The organism is Microbulbifer sp. ALW1 (assembly GCF_009903625.1).
In the GTDB taxonomy this organism is placed as follows: Bacteria; Pseudomonadota; Gammaproteobacteria; order Pseudomonadales; family Cellvibrionaceae; genus Microbulbifer.
Genome location: NZ_CP047569.1, coordinates 3,655,415 through 3,673,411, shown reverse-complemented (window position 1 = coordinate 3,673,411; position 17,997 = coordinate 3,655,415). Strand labels below are relative to the sequence as shown.

The 17,997-nt window shown below is 58.3% G+C and carries 13 protein-coding genes; 4 read left to right on the top strand and 9 right to left on the bottom strand.

What is annotated here, in order from left to right; translation table 11 throughout:
• Positions 1-28 precede the first annotated feature (28 nt).
• From GRX76_RS15210 to GRX76_RS15180, 7 genes are all read right to left on the bottom strand, one after another.
• Positions 29-1,036, bottom strand: coding sequence for an HAD family phosphatase (locus tag GRX76_RS15210; protein WP_160154088.1), 1,008 nt, complete (start codon positions 1,034-1,036; stop codon positions 29-31).
• A gap of 154 nt (positions 1,037-1,190) precedes the next feature.
• On the bottom strand, positions 1,191-2,447 hold the full coding sequence (locus GRX76_RS15205) for a BatD family protein (protein ID WP_160154087.1): 1,257 nt from the start codon (positions 2,445-2,447) through the stop codon (positions 1,191-1,193).
• Entirely contained in the window at positions 2,444-4,105 is a 1,662-nt protein-coding gene (locus tag GRX76_RS15200) for a VWA domain-containing protein (protein ID WP_160154086.1), read from the bottom strand. The genes GRX76_RS15205 and GRX76_RS15200 overlap by 4 nt, the downstream gene beginning before the upstream one ends.
• Positions 4,102-5,109: a VWA domain-containing protein gene (locus GRX76_RS15195; protein ID WP_160154085.1), complete on the bottom strand. Its 1,008-nt coding sequence runs from the start codon at positions 5,107-5,109 to the stop codon at positions 4,102-4,104. The genes GRX76_RS15200 and GRX76_RS15195 overlap by 4 nt, the downstream gene beginning before the upstream one ends.
• Positions 5,106-5,684: a DUF4381 domain-containing protein gene (locus GRX76_RS15190; RefSeq protein ID WP_160154084.1), complete on the bottom strand. Its 579-nt coding sequence runs from the start codon at positions 5,682-5,684 to the stop codon at positions 5,106-5,108. Before GRX76_RS15190 ends, GRX76_RS15195 begins: the two co-directional genes overlap by 4 nt.
• Positions 5,685-5,690: 6 nt before the next feature.
• A complete protein-coding gene (locus GRX76_RS15185; protein WP_160154083.1) occupies positions 5,691-6,731 on the bottom strand; it encodes a DUF58 domain-containing protein in 1,041 nt (346 codons plus the stop codon).
• Positions 6,732-6,753: 22 nt separating this feature from the next.
• Positions 6,754-7,755 carry a MoxR family ATPase gene (locus GRX76_RS15180; RefSeq protein WP_160154082.1) on the bottom strand — a complete coding sequence of 334 codons (1,002 nt, stop codon included), beginning with the start codon at positions 7,753-7,755 and terminating at the stop codon, positions 6,754-6,756.
• A gap of 120 nt (positions 7,756-7,875) precedes the next feature.
• On the opposite strand from GRX76_RS15180, the gene GRX76_RS15175 reads away from it, so the two are divergent.
• On the top strand, positions 7,876-10,215 hold the full coding sequence (locus tag GRX76_RS15175) for a multiheme c-type cytochrome (protein WP_160154081.1): 2,340 nt from the start codon (positions 7,876-7,878) through the stop codon (positions 10,213-10,215).
• A gap of 72 nt (positions 10,216-10,287) precedes the next feature.
• On the opposite strand, the gene GRX76_RS15170 is transcribed toward GRX76_RS15175, so the two are convergent.
• Together GRX76_RS15170 and GRX76_RS15165 are read right to left on the bottom strand one after the other, a co-directional pair.
• Positions 10,288-11,799 carry an arylsulfatase gene (locus tag GRX76_RS15170; protein ID WP_236250396.1) on the bottom strand — a complete coding sequence of 504 codons (1,512 nt, stop codon included), beginning with the start codon at positions 11,797-11,799 and terminating at the stop codon, positions 10,288-10,290.
• A 174-nt stretch (positions 11,800-11,973) separates the two neighbouring features.
• Positions 11,974-12,975, bottom strand: coding sequence for an AraC family transcriptional regulator (locus GRX76_RS15165; protein ID WP_160154080.1), 1,002 nt, complete (start codon positions 12,973-12,975; stop codon positions 11,974-11,976).
• 272 nt (positions 12,976-13,247) lie between these two features.
• Here GRX76_RS15165 and GRX76_RS15160 point away from each other — a divergent pair, with 272 nt between their 5' ends.
• The 3 genes from GRX76_RS15160 (at position 13,248) to GRX76_RS15150 (ending at position 17,967) form a co-directional block, all read left to right on the top strand.
• Positions 13,248-15,827 (top strand): TonB-dependent receptor, encoded by a 2,580-nt coding sequence (locus GRX76_RS15160; protein ID WP_160154079.1) that lies wholly within the window; start codon positions 13,248-13,250, stop codon positions 15,825-15,827.
• Positions 15,828-15,909: 82 nt separating this feature from the next.
• Positions 15,910-16,971, top strand: coding sequence for a zinc-binding dehydrogenase (locus GRX76_RS15155; protein ID WP_160154078.1), 1,062 nt, complete (start codon positions 15,910-15,912; stop codon positions 16,969-16,971).
• A 15-nt stretch (positions 16,972-16,986) separates the two neighbouring features.
• Complete coding sequence (locus GRX76_RS15150; RefSeq protein WP_160154077.1) at positions 16,987-17,967, top strand: NAD(P)-dependent oxidoreductase; 981 nt, start codon at positions 16,987-16,989, stop codon at positions 17,965-17,967.
• Positions 17,968-17,997 lie beyond the last annotated feature (30 nt).

Below are 17,997 nucleotides of genomic sequence, written 5' to 3'. Positions count from 1 at the left end.
TCAGGGCGGTGATTCATGGGGCTCTGGTTTATTGAGCGTTAAAGGGAAAAACCACTTTCCAGTCTTTCTGCATATCGATTACCGTCCAGCCTTTTTTACCGGCGTCATCGAGTCCTTTGTTCAGTTGTCCGATGTGGGAATCGCGATCATAGGCCCACTCCCGCTTGCCATCGGTATGGTGCAGGATGATGCCGAAACGTGGGCCGTCACCGGCAGTGGTCCACTCCAGCATTTGATAGTCTCCGTCGGAGTTGCCCGAGGCAAAAATGGGCCGCTGGCCGATGTACTGGTGAATGCCTACCGGCTTGCCCTCCTTGTCATCCACCAGATTGATTTCCGGCAGTTTGATGATGACGGGCTTGCCGTCGCGCACTTCGTATTTGGCTTTCAGACTGGAGCCGACCACCTGATCCGGTGGAATTCCATAGGCCTGTTCCGCAAACACCCGCATAAAATCCACCCCACCGCCGGAGACGATGAACGTTTTAAATCCTTTTGCACGCAGGTAGTCGAGCAGCTCCAGCATGGGCTGGTAGATCATTTCGTTGTAGGGGCGATTGGTCTTGGGGTGGCGTGCGGTTTTGAGCCAGCTGGCCACGTTCGTTTGAAACCCTTCCGCGGTCATATTGGCATGGGTGGCGGCGAGGATTTTCATCAGCCCCTCCTTGCCGCTGGCCATGACCTTTTTGGTGTCGCCTTTGAGAATGGAGGCAAACGGTTCCTCGGTTTTCCACTCCGGATGCTGGGGTGCCATTTTTTTGACTTGATCCAGGGCATAGATCAATTGGAAATAAACCGGTTGCTCAGCCCAAAGATTGCCATCGTTATCGAAGGTGGCAATGCGCTGGTTTTCCGGCACAAAGTCCGGCGATCCGGCCTTTGTGACCTTTTCCACGAACCCTAGGATCGCTTCTTTGGTCGGCCCGTCGTTCCAGGAAGGTAATGGATCCGCGGCGCGCGCCGAAGCAGTGGCTATCAGACAAATAAAGACCAGGCTCGCGGCGAGCCAGTGCGTTATCCGGACATGCATCTGCATAGATGTTCCTCTTTACTGCTCGAGGATGTGGCGTATATAACGCCGCCTTCATTTACCTTAGACGGATTTTCCCGCCTCAGCTGTAAAGAAGTGTGTAAAGACGTATGTAAAGAAGTGTGTAACGGCAGATGAAAACGCTGACGCGTTGGTTCTGTCACGGATTCAGCGGGGGGAGCGGTATGCGCTGGATGCGGGCGGCATCGGGGCGCAGTGACTCGATGGCCTGGGTCAGCTGATGCCAGGCGGCGGCACAGGAAACACTGGCCGGGGTATCACCGTATTGCATGGCACCCAGTGTCAGCAGGGCCGGCTGCAAGGACTGCGCCGCCGCTGGTGCCCGCTGGCGAAACTCGTGAGCGGCTTGTAAAACTGCAGCGTAATCCTGTGCATTGCAGGCAGTGTATAGACGCTGCCAGGCGGCTAACCCACTGGCTTCCGCACGTCGGGTGCGCTCGGTCTGGTACTCGTGAATTCTGGGCATGGCCCATCGCCACAGCAGCCACATCAACAGGGCTGCGCCAGTGAGGATGAGAAGTTTTTCCCACAGGCTGGTGCCCGCGAGTGCGCTGGGGCCGCGGGCATGGACTTTTATGGCGTCCACGCTGCTGGTTTTGATCTGGCCATCGTCCAGGTCATACCACTGCAGGGTGATGGCGGGCAGGGTGCCACGCACGCCGCTTTCCGCCACATAGGTCATGCGTTCGCTGCGGATGCCCGTAGTCTCGTCGGTGCGGGAATCGGTTTTGTCTTCGGCTTTGTGGGCATCGGCGTAGGCGGCGAGCCCCTCTGGTGCGTGGCTATCCAGCAACTGCGGGATAAACATCACCGTGGAGCCTTCAATGGTAGCGGTGACGCTACGGGAAAAGGCATCGCCTGCACGCAGCTGTTCCGGTTCACCGTCGATCTCCTGAGCGAGTGTCAGGTCCCGGGCGGCGATAAACGGGCTCAGTCCCTCCGCACCTTTTGGCGTGGTGACCGCAATGGGGGGCGGCGCCAGTTTGAGTGCACTGTGTAAATCGCCGTCGCCTTCGGGATTTTTGTAGGTCACCTTGATTTCCCCAGCGGGGAGGCGGTAGGTACCCGGTGCCAGGGGGACGATCAGGTATTCGCGGGTTACACCCGACCAGGTGTCGCCGTCGATGACCCGACTGACCGCGAGGGATGAGCGCCCCGGAAGGGTGACCGAGAGATTGGGCTGGTCGAACTCCGGAAAATCCGGTGGCTGGGTCAGCCAGGTGGGCACCAGGATAGTGACGAACAGGGAGATCGACTGACCGGGAACCGCCTTCTCTTCCGACAATTTATAGTCTATCTGCGGCGACTCTGCGGCTGTGGCCAGAGTGCTGCCAATCAGCCAGAACAGCAGCCAGATCAGCAGCCAGAACTGTAACGAGTAGGCGCATCGCTTCATGGGCGATTCTCCTCCGCATTTTGATTATTGTTACCGGTGTTGTTTTTGGTAGCGGTATCGATGTTGCTGCCGGTATTACTGTTGCCACCGGCGGCCTCGGCCGCAAAGCGCTGCTTCAGATATTCACTGGTGCCGGTGTCGAGGGTGGACATCCACTGGTCTGCACTGACCGGCTTGTCTTTTGTTGCCTTTTCCTGTTCCTGGAATTCTTGCTCCGGGGGCTCGAAGTCAGATTCCTCGCCATCGTCGGCCGCCTGTAATTCTTCTTCCTCCTCGCCGCGGGCATCTTTCATGTAAGCGATGATTTTCTTGGTCAGCGCCAGGTTCTCTTGTGCACCGGGAAATTCCGGGTCGAGTTGCAACACCTGCTCAAAAGCCGCGACGGCGCCTTCGTACTGACCGGTTTTGGCCATCGCCATGCCGCGGGTAAAGGTGGCTTCCGGGGTGTTCACCTCGGCGAGTTGATTGGCGGCATCTTCAAATTGCCCGGCCTGATAGAGCGCGTATCCCTTGCGGTACTGATCCTGAAAGCTGGCCGCGGCGCGGCGATAATTTTGCCGGAAGCTGAACCACTGACCCTGTTGATCCGGTGTCAGTAGCAGGCCGAGCAAGCTGTGGCTGTTCGGCGTATCGGGAAGGGCGTCCGCGGTAACCGCATTCTGGGCAAGGCTGTTTCCGGGGTAGCCCTGTATAAACAGGAAAAATAGAACGAGTCCGGAACCGGTGGAAACCGCCCTTTGCGATAGGGCCCAACCGCGGCGGAACCACAACAGTGCCAGTAAAGCGGCGGGCCAGGCCAACCACCAGCCGCGGTCCTCCCACTGCAGGTTTTTGTCGGAAGCCAGTGCCTGGCGGAAAGCGTTGTCGAAATAGCGGTTGAGTGCACGCAGGTCGCTCTTGTCCGGGGTCACCCGCTCCACTCTCGCATTGCGCACCTTGGCAACAGCGCCGCCGCTTTCGTTGCCCGGTGCAACCAGCAGAAAACCGAGGCCATTCTTTTCCGTGCGCTGGGACATGGTGTTGGCATCGTCCTCGCTCAGGTTGTCCAGCAGAAACAGGATGCCGCCGGGTGTTTCATCCTTGGCCAGTATCTGCTCCGCTAGTTTCAGTGCCGCGGTGGCGTTGTCTCCGGGGATCGGCATCACTTCGGGACTGAGTCCTTCGAGGTAGGGACGCAGCAGCGCCTGGTCTTCCGTCAAAGGCACCACGCGGTGGGCGCTGCCCGCGTAGGCGACGAGGGCGGTGGGCGCGCCGTCGCGGGTTTCCTGCAAGTCGAGTATTTTCTGTTTGGCGCGGGCAAGGCGTTCAGGCGGTACGTCTTTTTCCGTCATGCTGTCGCTGACTTTCAGCACCACCACCAGCGGTGTGGTTTTTGCCATCAACGGATCCGGCAGGAGTGTCCAGCTGGGGCCGGCGGTGCCCAGGGTCAGCAGTGCGAGCAGCAGGGCGATAAGGTCCACAGGTTTGAAATGGCGTTGTGTGTGCTCGCCCACGGTGAGTGCCCGTGCCAGGTGCGGGGCGATTTGAGCGCTGGTTTCGGCGTCACTGCGGCGGTCGCGGCGAAAATGCCACCACAGCAGCACGGTTGGCAGCAGCAACAGCAACCACACCGGTCGCAGGAAGTGAAATTGCGCGAAAGCGTCGAGCAGGCCACTCATGAGGCCGCCTCAGTTTGGATTGAGCTACGGAAGGCTCTGCTGCGAATTAGTTGACTGGCAAGTGCCAGCAGACCCAGTAGCAGCGCAATGCCCATGGGCCAGTAGGCCAGGGAGTGGTGGGGACGGTAGGTTTCGCTGTCGACCATTTTCGGCGCCAGCTTGTCGATCTGGGCATAGACGGCGGCCAGGGCTTTTTCGTCATTGGCGAAATAGAATTCGCCGCCGGTGCGTTTGGCAATGGCCGTTAAGGTGTCCACATCCACGCGATTTTCTTTTTCTGCACTGTCGGGATCGCCCACACCGATGGTGAGAATTTTTACCTGGCGTTGGGCGGCTATGGCGGCGGCATTTACCGGACTCATGGTGCTGGCGGTGTCGCTGCCGTCACTCAATAAAATCAGCAGGCGCTGTTCCACTTCGCTGCTTTCAAACTGGCGGATGGCGAGGCCGATGGCGTCGCCCAGCGCGGTGTGTGGGCCGGCCATACCCACATCGGTCTGCTGCAGCAGTTCCAGCAGGGTATCCAGGTCGGTGGTCAGCGGGGCCTGCACAAACGCCTTGGTGCCGAAGACGATCAGCGCGACACGTTCACCTTCACGCCTTTCCAGGAATGGTTTGAGTACACGTTTAACCCCGGCGAGGCGCTCCATTGTTTCACCGTTGCTGGCGACAAAATCCACCTGCTCCATGGAGCCGGAAATATCCACTGCGACAATCAGGTCCCGCGCCGGCTTCTGTAGTGTCACCGCATCGCCCTCGTATTCCGGCCGCGCCAGGGCGGTGACGATCAAGGCCCAGATCAATGCGCCCAACAGCCACTGCCAGCGACTGCGGTCGAGCACTACCGCGCCGGAACCGGGTTTGATGCCGATGGCCTCTACCAGTTGCTGAAAGAAGGGGACTCGCAAAGCGCGCACCTGTTCGCGGTGGGCCGGTGCGAGTTTCCAAACCAGCAGTGGCAGCGGCAGCAATAAAAACGCCCAGGGCGCGGCAAAATCGATCACGGTGCGGCCTCGACAGTTTTTCGTGGCGAGCCCAGGCGGTGCCTGCTGGGCGCTACAACCTTGTGCTGGCGAATCCAGTCCTGAACGGCCTGGCTCAGCGCAGCGGTTTGCTCTGTGGTGGTTGTCCGGTATGGACTCTGTAATAGGGCGTGGCCCAGGTCGCCGTCGAATGCATTGCCAGGGTAGTGTGCGTTAAGAAACTGAAGCCAGTCGTCACCGATAAGTGCCGCAACTTTTACACGCGGATAGGCAGCGAGCGCCGTGCGGCGGAGTATTTCTGCGATCAGTGCGGCATCACTCTCGGCCTGGTGCAGTTCGGCGAGGGCCGCGCGGCGATAGGCGTTGGCGCGGTAGCTCTGTATGCACCGCCAGATAAACCACAACAGCAGCAGTACCACTAGCGCGCAGAGTCCTTTTGCCAGTGGCGTTGCCGGCAACATGGAAATGGCGGGTGGCTCCGGCGGCGGCACCAGCTGCGCGATCATGTCCGGCAGGGTTTCTTCGTCTGCAGCAGGGTTTGTGTTTTGCGGTTGCGGATCGGGGTTCCGTATGGGGGTAGGTTTCGTTTCTTGCATTGGCATTCAACCTTCGCCCGGTTGTTTCGGGGCTTGGCCCGCGGCCTGTTTCGCCGGGTGGGGAATCAATCCCAGCAGACGCTGCAACTGCGGAAGTGTCTCTTCCCCGGTAGACAGTTGCGCGACCGGCAGGCCGTAGCGCAGGTGCCAGTCGTTGATGACTTGCCGGCGCTGGCGGTTGAATTGATCCATGGCTACCTGGGTGTCGGCGCTGCGGGTATCCAGGGTGGCCTGCAAATCGCCATCGGAAATCGCACTCACCAGAGACTTGGGTACCGCCTCGCCAGTAGGGTCAACCACCGGTACCAGAATCACATCGTTGTGCTTTGCGATACCGCTCAGCAGCCGTTCGGTGGCCGGGCCGACCACGTCGAAATCGCTGATCAGCAGTACCAGGTGATCGCGCCGGGCGATATTGGCCACTGCCTGCAAGACGCTGTCCAGTGAGGTGGAGTCGGCGGGTCGGGCATCGGCGTGCAGTTGTTGATTGGCCTGTGCAAGTTCGTTGAGAAAGCGGGTGAGGGCGCGGCGGTTGCGTTTGGGGCGCTGGGTGTAGAGCCCTTCGTCGCGTACCACGATACCGCCCACGCGATCGTCCTGGTTCAGAATGGCAAAGGCTGCGAGGGCTGCGGCCTCGGCGGCAGTGACCGATTTCATCGCGTGGCGCGTGCCGAAGAACATGGACATGCGCTGATCCACCACAATCAAGGCGGGGCGATCGCGCTCTTCACTGTAGACGCGCACGTGGGGCTCGCCGGTGCGCGCGGTTACTTTCCAGTCGATGGAGCGCACGTCGTCCGAGGGCCAGTATTCCCGCAACTCCTCAAAATTCAGTCCGCGCCCGCGCAGCCGCGAGGCGTGGCGCCCGGCAAGCACGCTGCGGGCGGGTTGACGGGGCAGTAGGTTCAGGGTTTGCGCGGGGCCTTCCAGTGCCTGCAGGTGTGCCAGGTCCACATGAATACGTGGATCTTTGACAGTTTGTGCTGCAGCGACGGTGGTGACGCCGGCCCGGCTGCGATTGCGATTTCGAATCTGGAAGTTGAACATGGACAGGCTGCCTCTTTAGGCATTAAGGCAGAGCGACGAGTTTCAGCAGTTCGTCGATCACCCGGTCGGCACTGATGCCTTCTCCCTGGGCTTCAAAACTCAGTCCCAGACGGTGGCGCAGGCAGTCGTGAATCACCGCGTGAATATCCTGCGGGTCTACATAATCGCGCCCCTCCAGCCAGGCGTTGGTACGTCCGGCTTTATCCAGCGCGATGGAGCCCCGTGGGCTGGCGCCGATTTCAATCCAGCGTGCCAATTCTTCCGACAACTTGGCCGGGTGACGACTGGCTTCAATCAGGTCGGCGATATAGCGCGCCATGGAATCGGAGACATGAATGGCGGCAATTTCACGGCGGGCGTCGAACACCGCTTGTTGTGAGATCACCTCTGTCGTTTGCTGTGGGTCCGATGAGAGGGATTCCGTATTGGCGAGATTGGCGGCCGTAATCTCTTCACTGCGCACCAGCTCGATCACTTCCACCTCATCTTCCACTGGCGGATAGGTGATCAGCACATGCATCAGAAAGCGGTCCATCTGCGCTTCTGGCAGCGGGTAGGTGCCTTCCTGCTCGATGGGATTCTGGGTGGCCATCACCATAAATAGCGGCGGCATCTTGTGGGTTTTTCCGGCTACGGTGACCTGGCGCTCTTCCATCGCCTCCAGCAGCGCCGATTGCACCTTGGCGGGTGCGCGGTTGATCTCATCGGCGAGCACGATGTTGGCGAAAATAGGACCCGGGTGAAAGCGGAACTCCGACTTCTGTTCATCGCGGTAGAGCATATCGGTGCCGGTGACATCGGCGGGCAGCAGGTCCGGGGTGAACTGAATACGACTGAAATCTGCCTCCAAGTTTTTCGCCAGCGCCTTGATGGCGCGGGTTTTTGCGAGCCCGGGCAGGCCCTCTACCAGCAGGTTACCGTTTGCCAGCAAGCCAATGATCAGGCGCCGAATCACATCCCGTTGGCCGACGATGGCGCGGCCCATGCCTTGTTCCAGTGCTGCAATCTGTTCCCGTGCGGACATGGCGCTTCCTTTTCTGCCATCGATTCAAAGTTCCTCATTAACGCTAGCAGACGGAAGGCTGAGGAAGCGGGCGCAAGAAGCTATACTCGGTGCCAATAAAACCCATAATCCGGAGACAAGATGCGCACCTCGATCATCCTTCTGCTAGTGGCATTGCTGATCAGTGCCTGTGACAAAAATGCAGAGGTAGAGGATGTCGCGCGTAAGAATCCCACTGTTGCCGCGCCTGCGACGCCTGCCACCAAAGCAGCGCGGGATACTGCGGCAGCATCGAGCCAGTCGAAACGCTCAAAAACGGGGAAATCTCCACATGCGGATGGCAGTGCCGACTATGTCGGGGCAGTGGCCTGTGCTGGCTGCCACCAGCAGGCCTTCGACGACTGGCAGAAATCCCACCACGACCTGGCGATGAAAACCCCGGATTCGGAAACCGTGGTGGGGAATTTCGATAACGCGACATTCGATTACTTCGGCACTGAGTCCAGCTTTTATCAGCGCGACGGCAAATACTTTGTACGTACAGACAATGCCGAAGGTGCGCTGCAGGAGTTCCCCATTGCCTACACCTTCGGCGTCTACCCGTTGCAGCAGTACCTGATTGAACTCCCCGGCGGGCGGCTGCAGGCGTTGAGTCTTTCCTGGGACTCCCGCACAAAAGAAGAGGGCGGCCAGCGCTGGTTCCACCTTTACCCGGACGAAGAAATCAAATCCGGCGATCCGCTCCATTGGACCGGCATCAACCAGAACTGGAATTTCCAGTGCGCAGACTGCCACTCGACTAACCTGCACAAAAACTACGATCAGGCATCACAGACCTTCGCTACCCAGTGGTCGGAGATCAATGTGGGTTGTGAATCCTGCCACGGACCGGGCAAGAAGCACTTGGAATGGGCTGCTCGTTCGGAAGAGCAGCGGGCAACGGATGCGGACCTGGGCTTTGATCTTCGCTACGACGGCCGTCGCCAGGCGCGCTGGGCCATGGATACCAAAACCGGTATTGCCCACATTGCCAATGACGTGGAAACCCAGACGGAAATCCCCGTGTGTGCCCAGTGTCACTCGCGCCGCGGCACCCAGCATCCCGGCGTGAAACCCGATGACGATTACCTGGATTTCTTCCAACCGGCATTGTTGAGCGACGGCCTTTACCACGCCGATGGCCAGATCGATGAAGAAGTATATGTGTGGGGATCCTTCCTGCAGAGCAAGATGCACGCCGCCGGAGTGACCTGCAGCAACTGCCATAACCCCCACAGCCTGGCGTTGCGCGCGCAAGGCAACGATGTCTGTGCCCAGTGCCATTTGCCGGCAAAATTCGATACCGCAGACCACCACTTCCACCCCGTTGGCAGCGAAGGGGCGCAGTGCGTGAACTGTCATATGACCGACAAGGTGTATATGCAGGTGGATGCGCGCCGCGACCACAGCTTCCGGGTACCGCGACCGGATCTTTCGGAAAGCATCGGTTCGCCCAATGCCTGTACCGGTTGTCACACCGATCAGTCCAATGCCTGGGCCGCCGGGGTGCTCGAGAAAAAATTTGGTCAGCCCGACCCGCATTATGGCGAGGCCCTGTTCGCGGGGCGCATCGGTGCGCCGGATGCGGAAAGCCAGTTGCTGAAACTGGTGATGGATGACAAACAGCCGCAAATCGTGCGCGCCACGGCCATTTCCCTTTTGCCGCGCTACCTGTCGCAGACCAGCGCGCAGGTGTTGCAGGTAATTGCCCAGGGCGATGATGCGCTGCAACATCTCGCACTGGCTCAATCCCTGGATCAGATACCACAGCAGGTGCGTCCGGCACTGGCCATTCCGTTGCTGTACGAAGACGAACGGGTCACTGCCTCCCTCGCCGCCAGCGCCATGGCGGGCGCACCACTGGTGCAGTATCCGGAAGAAGTGCGCAAGCGTTATGAGCAGGGACTGGCAGACGCCGTGGCAACGGCGGAGTTCAACAGCGATCGTCCGGAAAGCCTGGTGAACCTGGCGTCGCTACGCGGGCGGGAAGGGGATCTCAATGCGGCAGAGCGGCTGTTGAAGCAGGCGGTGGCACTTGCGCCTTACTACACCCCAGCGGTGATCAACCTCGCGGATCTTTATCGTGCAAATGGCCGCGAGGCGGATAGTGAGGGGCTGTTGCGCAATGCGATGGAAAATTCCTACGACAAGGCACCGATTCAACATACCCTGGGGCTGAACCTGGTTCGGCAGAAAAAGATGTCGGAAGCTGTGGAAATGTTGCGGGTCTCGGCCCACGCCAGCTCGGCAACACCGCGCTACGTGTATGTGTACGGCATAGCACTGAATTCTCAGGGCAGGCCTAAAGAGGCGATTAAGGAACTGGAACAGGGGTTGGAGCGATTCCCCGGCGACCGACAGATCTTGTCGGCCCTGGCGTCCATTCATCACGAACAGGGCAATGAAGCCGCGGCGCAAAAATATCAGCAGCAGCTGCAATAGCCGGCGGAATAGGTAAAACAAAAAGCGCGGCCGAAAGTGGCTGCGCTTTTTTTTAGAGGGTGGAAAGGGCGATTAGTGGTTTTCCTGAGTTTCCATCGCGGCTTCAATCGCTTTGTTGATATTCAGCGATGCGGACTTATGTCGTGGTGGAAATTTTTTAAAGGTGGCCAGGTGCTCGTTCAGGATCTGGATCGCTGGCTGGAACACCCAGCTTTTACGCATGATCTGATGGAAACCGGTGACACCGTCGTAGTGCTCCAGCGGATCTTTGCGCAGGTTGAACAGCTTGGGCATGGTGTGAAAAACCAGATCGCCGTAATAGAGGCCATCGGGCTTGGTCGCGAAGTGCATCTTCCAGGGACCCACGCGCAGTGCGGTTAGCTGTGATTCGTAGTAATAAAAGATCTTGTTACGCGCGGATTCCTTGCTCTTGCCGGTCCAGTAATCGAGGTTGTTCTCACCATCGATATACACCTTGTCCGATTTCATCAGCTTGCCACGCAGATCCGGTTCGCCGAGCGCCGCGGCAATCGTCGGGAACACATCCTCGTGAGAGGAAATGCCGTTTAGTGCGAGACCGGGCGGAATGTGTCCGGGCCAGCGCACCAGGAAAGGTACCCGCACACCGCCTTCCCAGGTCGTCATTTTCTCCCCGCGGAACCCGGTGGTGCCGGCGTCGGGCCAGGAACTTTGCTCGGGGCCGTTGTCGGTGGTGTAGATGACAATGGTGTTGTCAGCGACTCCCAGCTCATCCAGCTTATCCAGCAACTTGCCGATTTGCGCGTCGTGCTCAATCAGGCCACTACCGAAGAGGTCGTCTTCAGAGCTGATCTGGGTTGCCAGGTGACGACTTTCCGGCTTCAAGTGGGTATAGACGTGCATGCGACTGGTGTTGTGCCAGATGAAAAATGGCTTACCCGCCTTTTGTGCCTTCTCCATAAAGTTCAGGCTGCGCTCGAGGACTTCCTCGTCGAAGGTTTCCATACGCTTGCGGGTTAGCGGGCCGGTATCCGTGATTTTCCCGTCGGCATAGGACTCGATTACCCCACGCGGGCCAAATTTCTTTTTGAATTCCGCGTCTTTCGGATAATCCTCCTGCTCCGGTTCCTCGGACACGTTCAGGTGGTAGAGGTTGCCGTAAAACTCATCGAAGCCATGTTTGGTGGGCAGGTGCTGATCCAGGTCACCCAGGTGGTTTTTGCCATATTGGGCTGTCATATAACCCTGTGCCTTCAGGAACTCCGCCATGGTGGGATCTTTTTCATCGATACCCAGGGGGTTGCCCGGCTGGCCTACGGTGGCCAGGCCGGAGCGCACCGGCAACTGCCCGAGGAAGAATGCGGCGCGGCCGGCGGTACAGCTCGGCTGTGCGTAGTGATCGGTAAATAGCGCGCCTTCGTTGGCAATGCGATCGATATTGGGGGTGGGGTAGGTCATGCCGTGGGAATAAGCGCTCAATGAGATCGAGGCCACGTCATCCACCATGATGGCGAGAATGTTGGGTTTCTCTGCTGCCTGTGTCGCCGGTGCTACCAGCCCGGCCAGCAGAGCGAAACAGGCAAACTGCTTGCGTAAAATTCCCAAAATAATACTCCTGAATTTAATGCGGAACTGCAGCTGTAGGACTGCTAGTTAGCTTAGATCAGGAGGTGTTAGGGCGCGTAATACAGGTTGTCTAAAAATGCGAAATTTATGTATTTATAATTCAAATTTTAAATAAAAAGCGGAAGCTTATTTCTGGAAGTTTTTCTTTCAAGACTATCGCCGGCCCTCGGCCATGGATGGCGGTATGCCAAACCAGCGGCGGAAGCTTCGGCTGAATACGGCGAGATCCGCGTAACCGAGATTCAACGCGATACTGGTGAGTGGCATGCTGCTTTTGAACACTGCAGTTTTGGCAACTTCCTTGCGGGTTTCTTCCAGGAGTGATCGAAAACTTGTTTGTGAGGATTCGAGCGCCCGTTGCAGTTTTTTCGGATGCATTCCCAAGCAGAGTGCAACATTGGTTTTGCTGCAGTCTCCGGTAGGTAGCAAGCCGAGGATGGCGTGTTTTACCAGCGGGGTCAGGTCGCTGTTGGGGTCCGTTTTTAGCTGTTCGAATTGGCTGAAAATAATTTCATTAACCAGTCCTTCTAGTGTGCGCGGCTTCTTGGCCAGTGTTTCGCGGTCGATAAAAAAACCATCGTGTTCGGCATTGAATTCTACCGGACAGGCAAAGGCTTGCTGGTAAAAGTCTTTCCCTTTCTCTGGTGGCGGATGCCGGAACAAAACCCGGCTGGAATGCCACTGGTGGCCCGCCATATCCCGTATCAGCTGGTAAACCAGCGCGATGCTGAGCGCCATCAATTGCGGAAAGCGACCGTGCTGGGCAACCAGGATATCCAGCTTGAGCGCGGTCTCTGCCCGCTCAGTGGGATTCAGGGTGAGGATGGCCCCCTGGGCGTGCAGGTGGGTGTGTTTGCTGCCTACAGCGAGTGCGCTGGTCACGCTGTCCTGGCGGGACATGTAGGCGCCAAATAACCCCAGCACGCGCAAGCCCTGGCTCATGCCCAGGCGCAGGCCGAAGGTTTCGGTACCGGTTTCCCGTGCGGTTAGCTCCAGCAATTGTCCGAGCTTCTCATAGGGGATCAGGTTGTCGGGGTCGCGCAGTTGGCTGGTGGGCAAGCCGATGGCTCGCTGCAGTTGTACCGGGTTGGCGCCCAACTTCCTTGCCAGTTCATCATATCCATTGAGGGACCCGGCTCTGACGAATTCAGTCATGCTCGTGGCTCACATCGCTTCATTATTCATTATTAGATATATGGACCTGCGGTCTGTCGCCGCTTTTGCCAATCGTGGCACAACTCTGGTGCCGCGATGAGTGAGCTTATCGCCACTGTCCCGTTTTGCAAAGTGTTTGTCCCAAAAAATCAAACCGAATAATTCGGGCTCAATTACTCTCCTAGTCGTTCCTGTAGCACTAAGGGCATGCCGGCAGCAGATCGGTTACTCCCGGCACATATAAAAATAACGCTAAACGAGGACGCCTAGCGATGATCGAGTCACAACTCAAAACCAAGCGTACAATTCTCAGCAGTCTGATTTTCACCCTGATCAACATGCCCGCACTGGCACAAACCACTGCGGAAAGTGACCGCCAGGATAACAATGGTCGCGTTCTGGAAAACGTGACGGTAACCGCACAGAAACGCGAGCAGTCCCTGCAGGACGTGCCGCTATCGGTTTCCGCCATGTCCGGCGAGACGATTCAGGAAGCGGGCATCGAACGCTTCGAAGATTTTTCCGCATACATCCCCAACATGTCGGTTACCAAGAGCTCCATTTCCGACAAGATCAATATCCGCGGTATGCAGTCCGGTGAGCAGGCCGGCTTTGAGCAGTCCGTGGGTACGTTTGTAAACGGCATTTACCGCGGCCGTGCGGCGCAGTCCCGTTTCGCGTTTGTGGATGTGGAGCGTGTGGAAGTACTGCGCGGTCCGCAGAGTATTCTGTTTGGAAAAAACACCGTTGCCGGTGCGCTGAATATCACCAGCGCGCGCCCCACCGAAGACTTCACCGCGAAACTGAGCGCGAGTTATACCCCCGAGTTCGAACAGAGCGAACTGGAAGGCATGGTGTCTGGTGAGCTGGCCGACGGTGTCCGCGGTCGACTGGTGTTGCTGTCCCGGGAGATGGATAAAGGCTGGGTGCACAACGAGTTTTACGATACCAACGATCCGCGCAGTGACGAGCTGATGGGCCGTGCTACCCTGGAGTGGGATGTTTCCGACAGCACCGTTATTACCGCAATTGCTGAAAGTGCGGACTTCGATATGGGCGCTTTCCCGCACGCTACCAAAGTTGCTGGACCGCTGGCGGCACTGGGTGCCATCGAGGGTACCGATGTCACCAGCATGGGTAACACTAACCCGGTACTGAATTTTGGCGCCACCCAGAAAATGTCGGGTAGTCACAACGAATTCACGGTAATGAGTGAAACCGAGCTGGATACCGGCACCCTCAATATCGTTGCCGGTCACTCGGCCTACGATTACGAGCGCTACCTGGATGCGGACTATTCGCCGCTGGATGGCCTGCGTTTTGACGATACCGAGGACTTTTCCCAGAGCAGCCTGGAAGTGCGTTTCAGTGGCAGCGCCGGTGACAACTTCGAATACATGACGGGCCTCTACTGGCAGCAGCAGGACATGACTGTCGACGGTCTGTCCCTGTTCAATATCCCGGTGCTGCAGCAGGTGCTACTGGGCGGCTGTGCCGCTGGCGTGGGCGCCATGGGCGGCGACCTGGGTTCACTCTATGTCGGCGGTGATGCGGTTGCCACCGGTGCCGGTGTGATCGGGCTTGGCGGTCCGGCCGGACTGGTAAATGCCTGTGGCACCGCGGCGGCATTTGACGGCATACCAGATGGCGTGGGCCGTTATGCCCAACTGCAACAGCAGACCGATACTCTGGGTGCTTTTGCCCAGGGCACCTGGCATATCACCGACAGTTTCCGCACGACCCTCGGCCTGCGTTACACCAGTGAAGAGAAGTCTGCAGACAAGGCCACTTATGCGGTGGACTTCGCCGAACGCAATACCACCCCAACCGAACAGGCCTGGGTAACCGCGGTGTCCAGTGCGGTGGGTGAATTCACCACCCACAGCTTCAACTCGAATGACCCGGGTATGACGCGCAAGGAAAACAGCCCCACCTGGTCTGTGAACCTGCAGTACGACCTGAATGACAGTGTTATGGCGTACACCACGGTCTCCACTGGCTTCAAGGCGGGCGGTTTCAACTCCTTCTACATGCGTAGCCCGACCCGCGGCAACGGCGCCTTCTCTGAAGACGTGAGCTTTGAAGAAGAGAAGGCTACCTCCTTTGAAGTCGGTCTTAAGTCGACCCTGCTCGGTGGTGCGGCGGAGCTGAATGTTGCCGCATTCCAGACCCGCTTCGAGGACCTGCAGGCGGCAATCTTCAGCGGTAACACCACCTTCGAGGTGCAGAATGCGGCGGAAGCCACTTCCCAGGGAATCGAGGTGGATGGCCGCTGGATGGTGACTGATAACCTGACTCTGTCCGGTGCGCTGGGCCTGCTGGATTTCTCCTACGACAAATTCCCCAACCAGGCGTGTACCAGTGCGCAGTTCCTGTCGGAGCGCGAGGCGCTGTACCAGGCGGCAGGTGCCGCGGGTGATATCGCCGGCCAACTGGGCGCGGCGCTGGGTTACAACAACGCGCTGTGTGCTGCTGCGGGTACCAATGACCTGTCCGGTCGCCCGGCGGCGAATGCCCCGGACACCACAGCCTCCCTCTCGGCCAGTCACTACCTGCCGCTGGGTAACTACGAGCTGAATTCGAATTTTGCGGTCAACTACTACAGCGATACCTATCGCTCGGACGACCTGGATCCGATCAGCCTGGAGCAGGGCAAGGCGTTTGTGAATGCCGGTCTGATCTTTATGCCGGTGGATGGTAGCTGGCAGGTCGCCCTGACCGGGAAAAACCTCACCGACCGCGATTACTTCAATTACATCAACGACGTGCCGCTGTTCGCCGGAGCGCATAACTACATGCCACTGGCCGGTCGCTCCTGGAACGTCAAGTTCAGCTACACCCTGGGTGATTAATTGCATGCTGGCGACGGCGCCCCTGCGCGCCGTCGCTGCGCTTTGACATCATCAACCATAAAAATAAATTCGAGAAAACATTATGCCAACCATGGAATCCGTGGTGCTGCGCAACGGCGCCATTCAGCTGGAAACCGTCGACATTCCACAACCGGGACCGGGGCAGGTGCTGGTGAAATCCCTCGCCTGTGGAATCTGCGGCTCCGACCTGCACCTGACTCGTCACAGCGACGAAGTATTCGACCTCTACAAAAAAATGGGCTTGATGCCGGCGGAACTCGAAGTTAATCCGGACATCATGCTCGGGCATGAATTCAGTGCAGAGGTCGTGGCCTATGGGCCGGAAACCCAAGGTTCCCTGGCGGTGGGCTCCAAGGTCACCAGCGTGCCCATTCTGATGTCCCAGAACGGCGCGGGTATTGGAGTAACCCCCGGTGTGAACGGTGCATATTCCGAATATTTCCTGCTCGACGAAGCGCTGATGCTGCCACTGCCGGAAGGGGTTTCCCCGCAGGCGGCGGCAATCACCGAGCCACTCGCGGTCGGCCTGCACTCGGTCAATCGCTCGGACATTGGCGAAAACGAGGTGGCGCTTGTTGCCGGCTGCGGCCCCATCGGGCTTGCGGTCATCGCCGCACTGCGTCTGCGCGGTGTGCGACACATCGTTGCTTCCGACCCGCAGGCCTCCAGTCGCGAAATGGCGCTGGAATTCGGTGCCACTGAGGTGATCGATCCGACCAGTGAGGACGAAGTTGCGAAAGCCGCTGCACTGGCCGGTGACAACCAGGTAGTGATTTTTGAATGTGTGGGAATCCACACGCTGCTGGATGGGTTTATTCGCCGTGCACCGCCTAAGGCCCGCCTCGTAGTGACCGGTGTCCACACCGCGGAAACACCGGTGAACTTCGCCTTTGCACTGGTGAAGGAAATGGATATCCGCTTTACCTACTACTACACACCGGATGAGTTTGCCGAGTGTCTCAACCGTATCGCCAAGGGCCAGGTCAATTGGAAGGCACTGTGGACCGGCACCGTGGGTATCGATGGTGTGCCCGGTGCTTTCAAGACTCTGATGCAACCCAACTCCCACATCAAGGTCATTGTTGAACCTTGGCGTGCGGGCGAACTTGTGTATGCAGAGTAACTCGAGGTAATTCCGATGAAAAATGTATTTGTAACCGGTGCCGGCGGCTTTATTGGCCGCCACCTGGTGGCGCAGTTACTCGAGCAAGGCTGCAATGTGATCGCACTGATGTTGCCCGGCGAGCCTGTACCACAATCCTGGGGCGATCGCGTGCGCACCGTCACCGGGGATGTACGAAAGCTCGATGCGGTCAGCGAAGAAATTGGTGCGGTGGACACCATCTTTCACCTGGCGGCGGTAGTGAGCGATTGGGGCTCGCGTCAGGAGCACGTAGACATCACCGTGCGCGGTACCGAGCAGGCGATTTTACTGGCACTCAAGTGGGATGCCCGCTTTGTGGTCACTACCAGTATCGCCGCATTTGCCAGTGCCATGGGCAGTGGCAGGTTGGACGAATCCACACCTCGCGGTGTACCGTCCTCCAGCTACGAATTTGCCAAACAACAGCAGGAAGATGTGACGCTGCAAGCGGTACGCGAGCTCGGTCTGAATGCGGTGATTATCCGCCCGGCCAATGTGTATGGCGTTGGCAGTGTGTGGGTCAATCGTTTCCATGAATTCCTGTCCGAGAAAAAACCGGCACTGATGGGCAGTGGCGAGTGGGACGCGGGTCTGGTGCATGTACGCAACCTGGTCAACGCAATGACCCTTGCCGGCAGTAAAGACGGCATCGAGAGCGGGGAAATTTTTGTGATTTCCGACGGCCAGGGCGTGACCTGGAAGCAATATCTCGACGCGCTGTCGCAAACACTGTCATTGCCGCAACCAAAAAGTATTCCCAATGGCGTTGCGCGGGTGCTGGCCCCGGTTCTGGAATTTTTTGGCAATCTATTCGGGTTAAAGAAGGCTCCTCCGGTAACGCGCCTGGCCTACCGCCTGACCGGTGTGGAAAGCATTTTTGACGCGAGCAAAGCGCAAAAGCTCCTGGGGTATCAGCCAACTGTCACCCTGGACGAAGCCATGCAGGAAATTCGTCAGGCTTACTCCCAAGCATAAAACCGAAGCTCACTCAGAGCATAAAAGGAA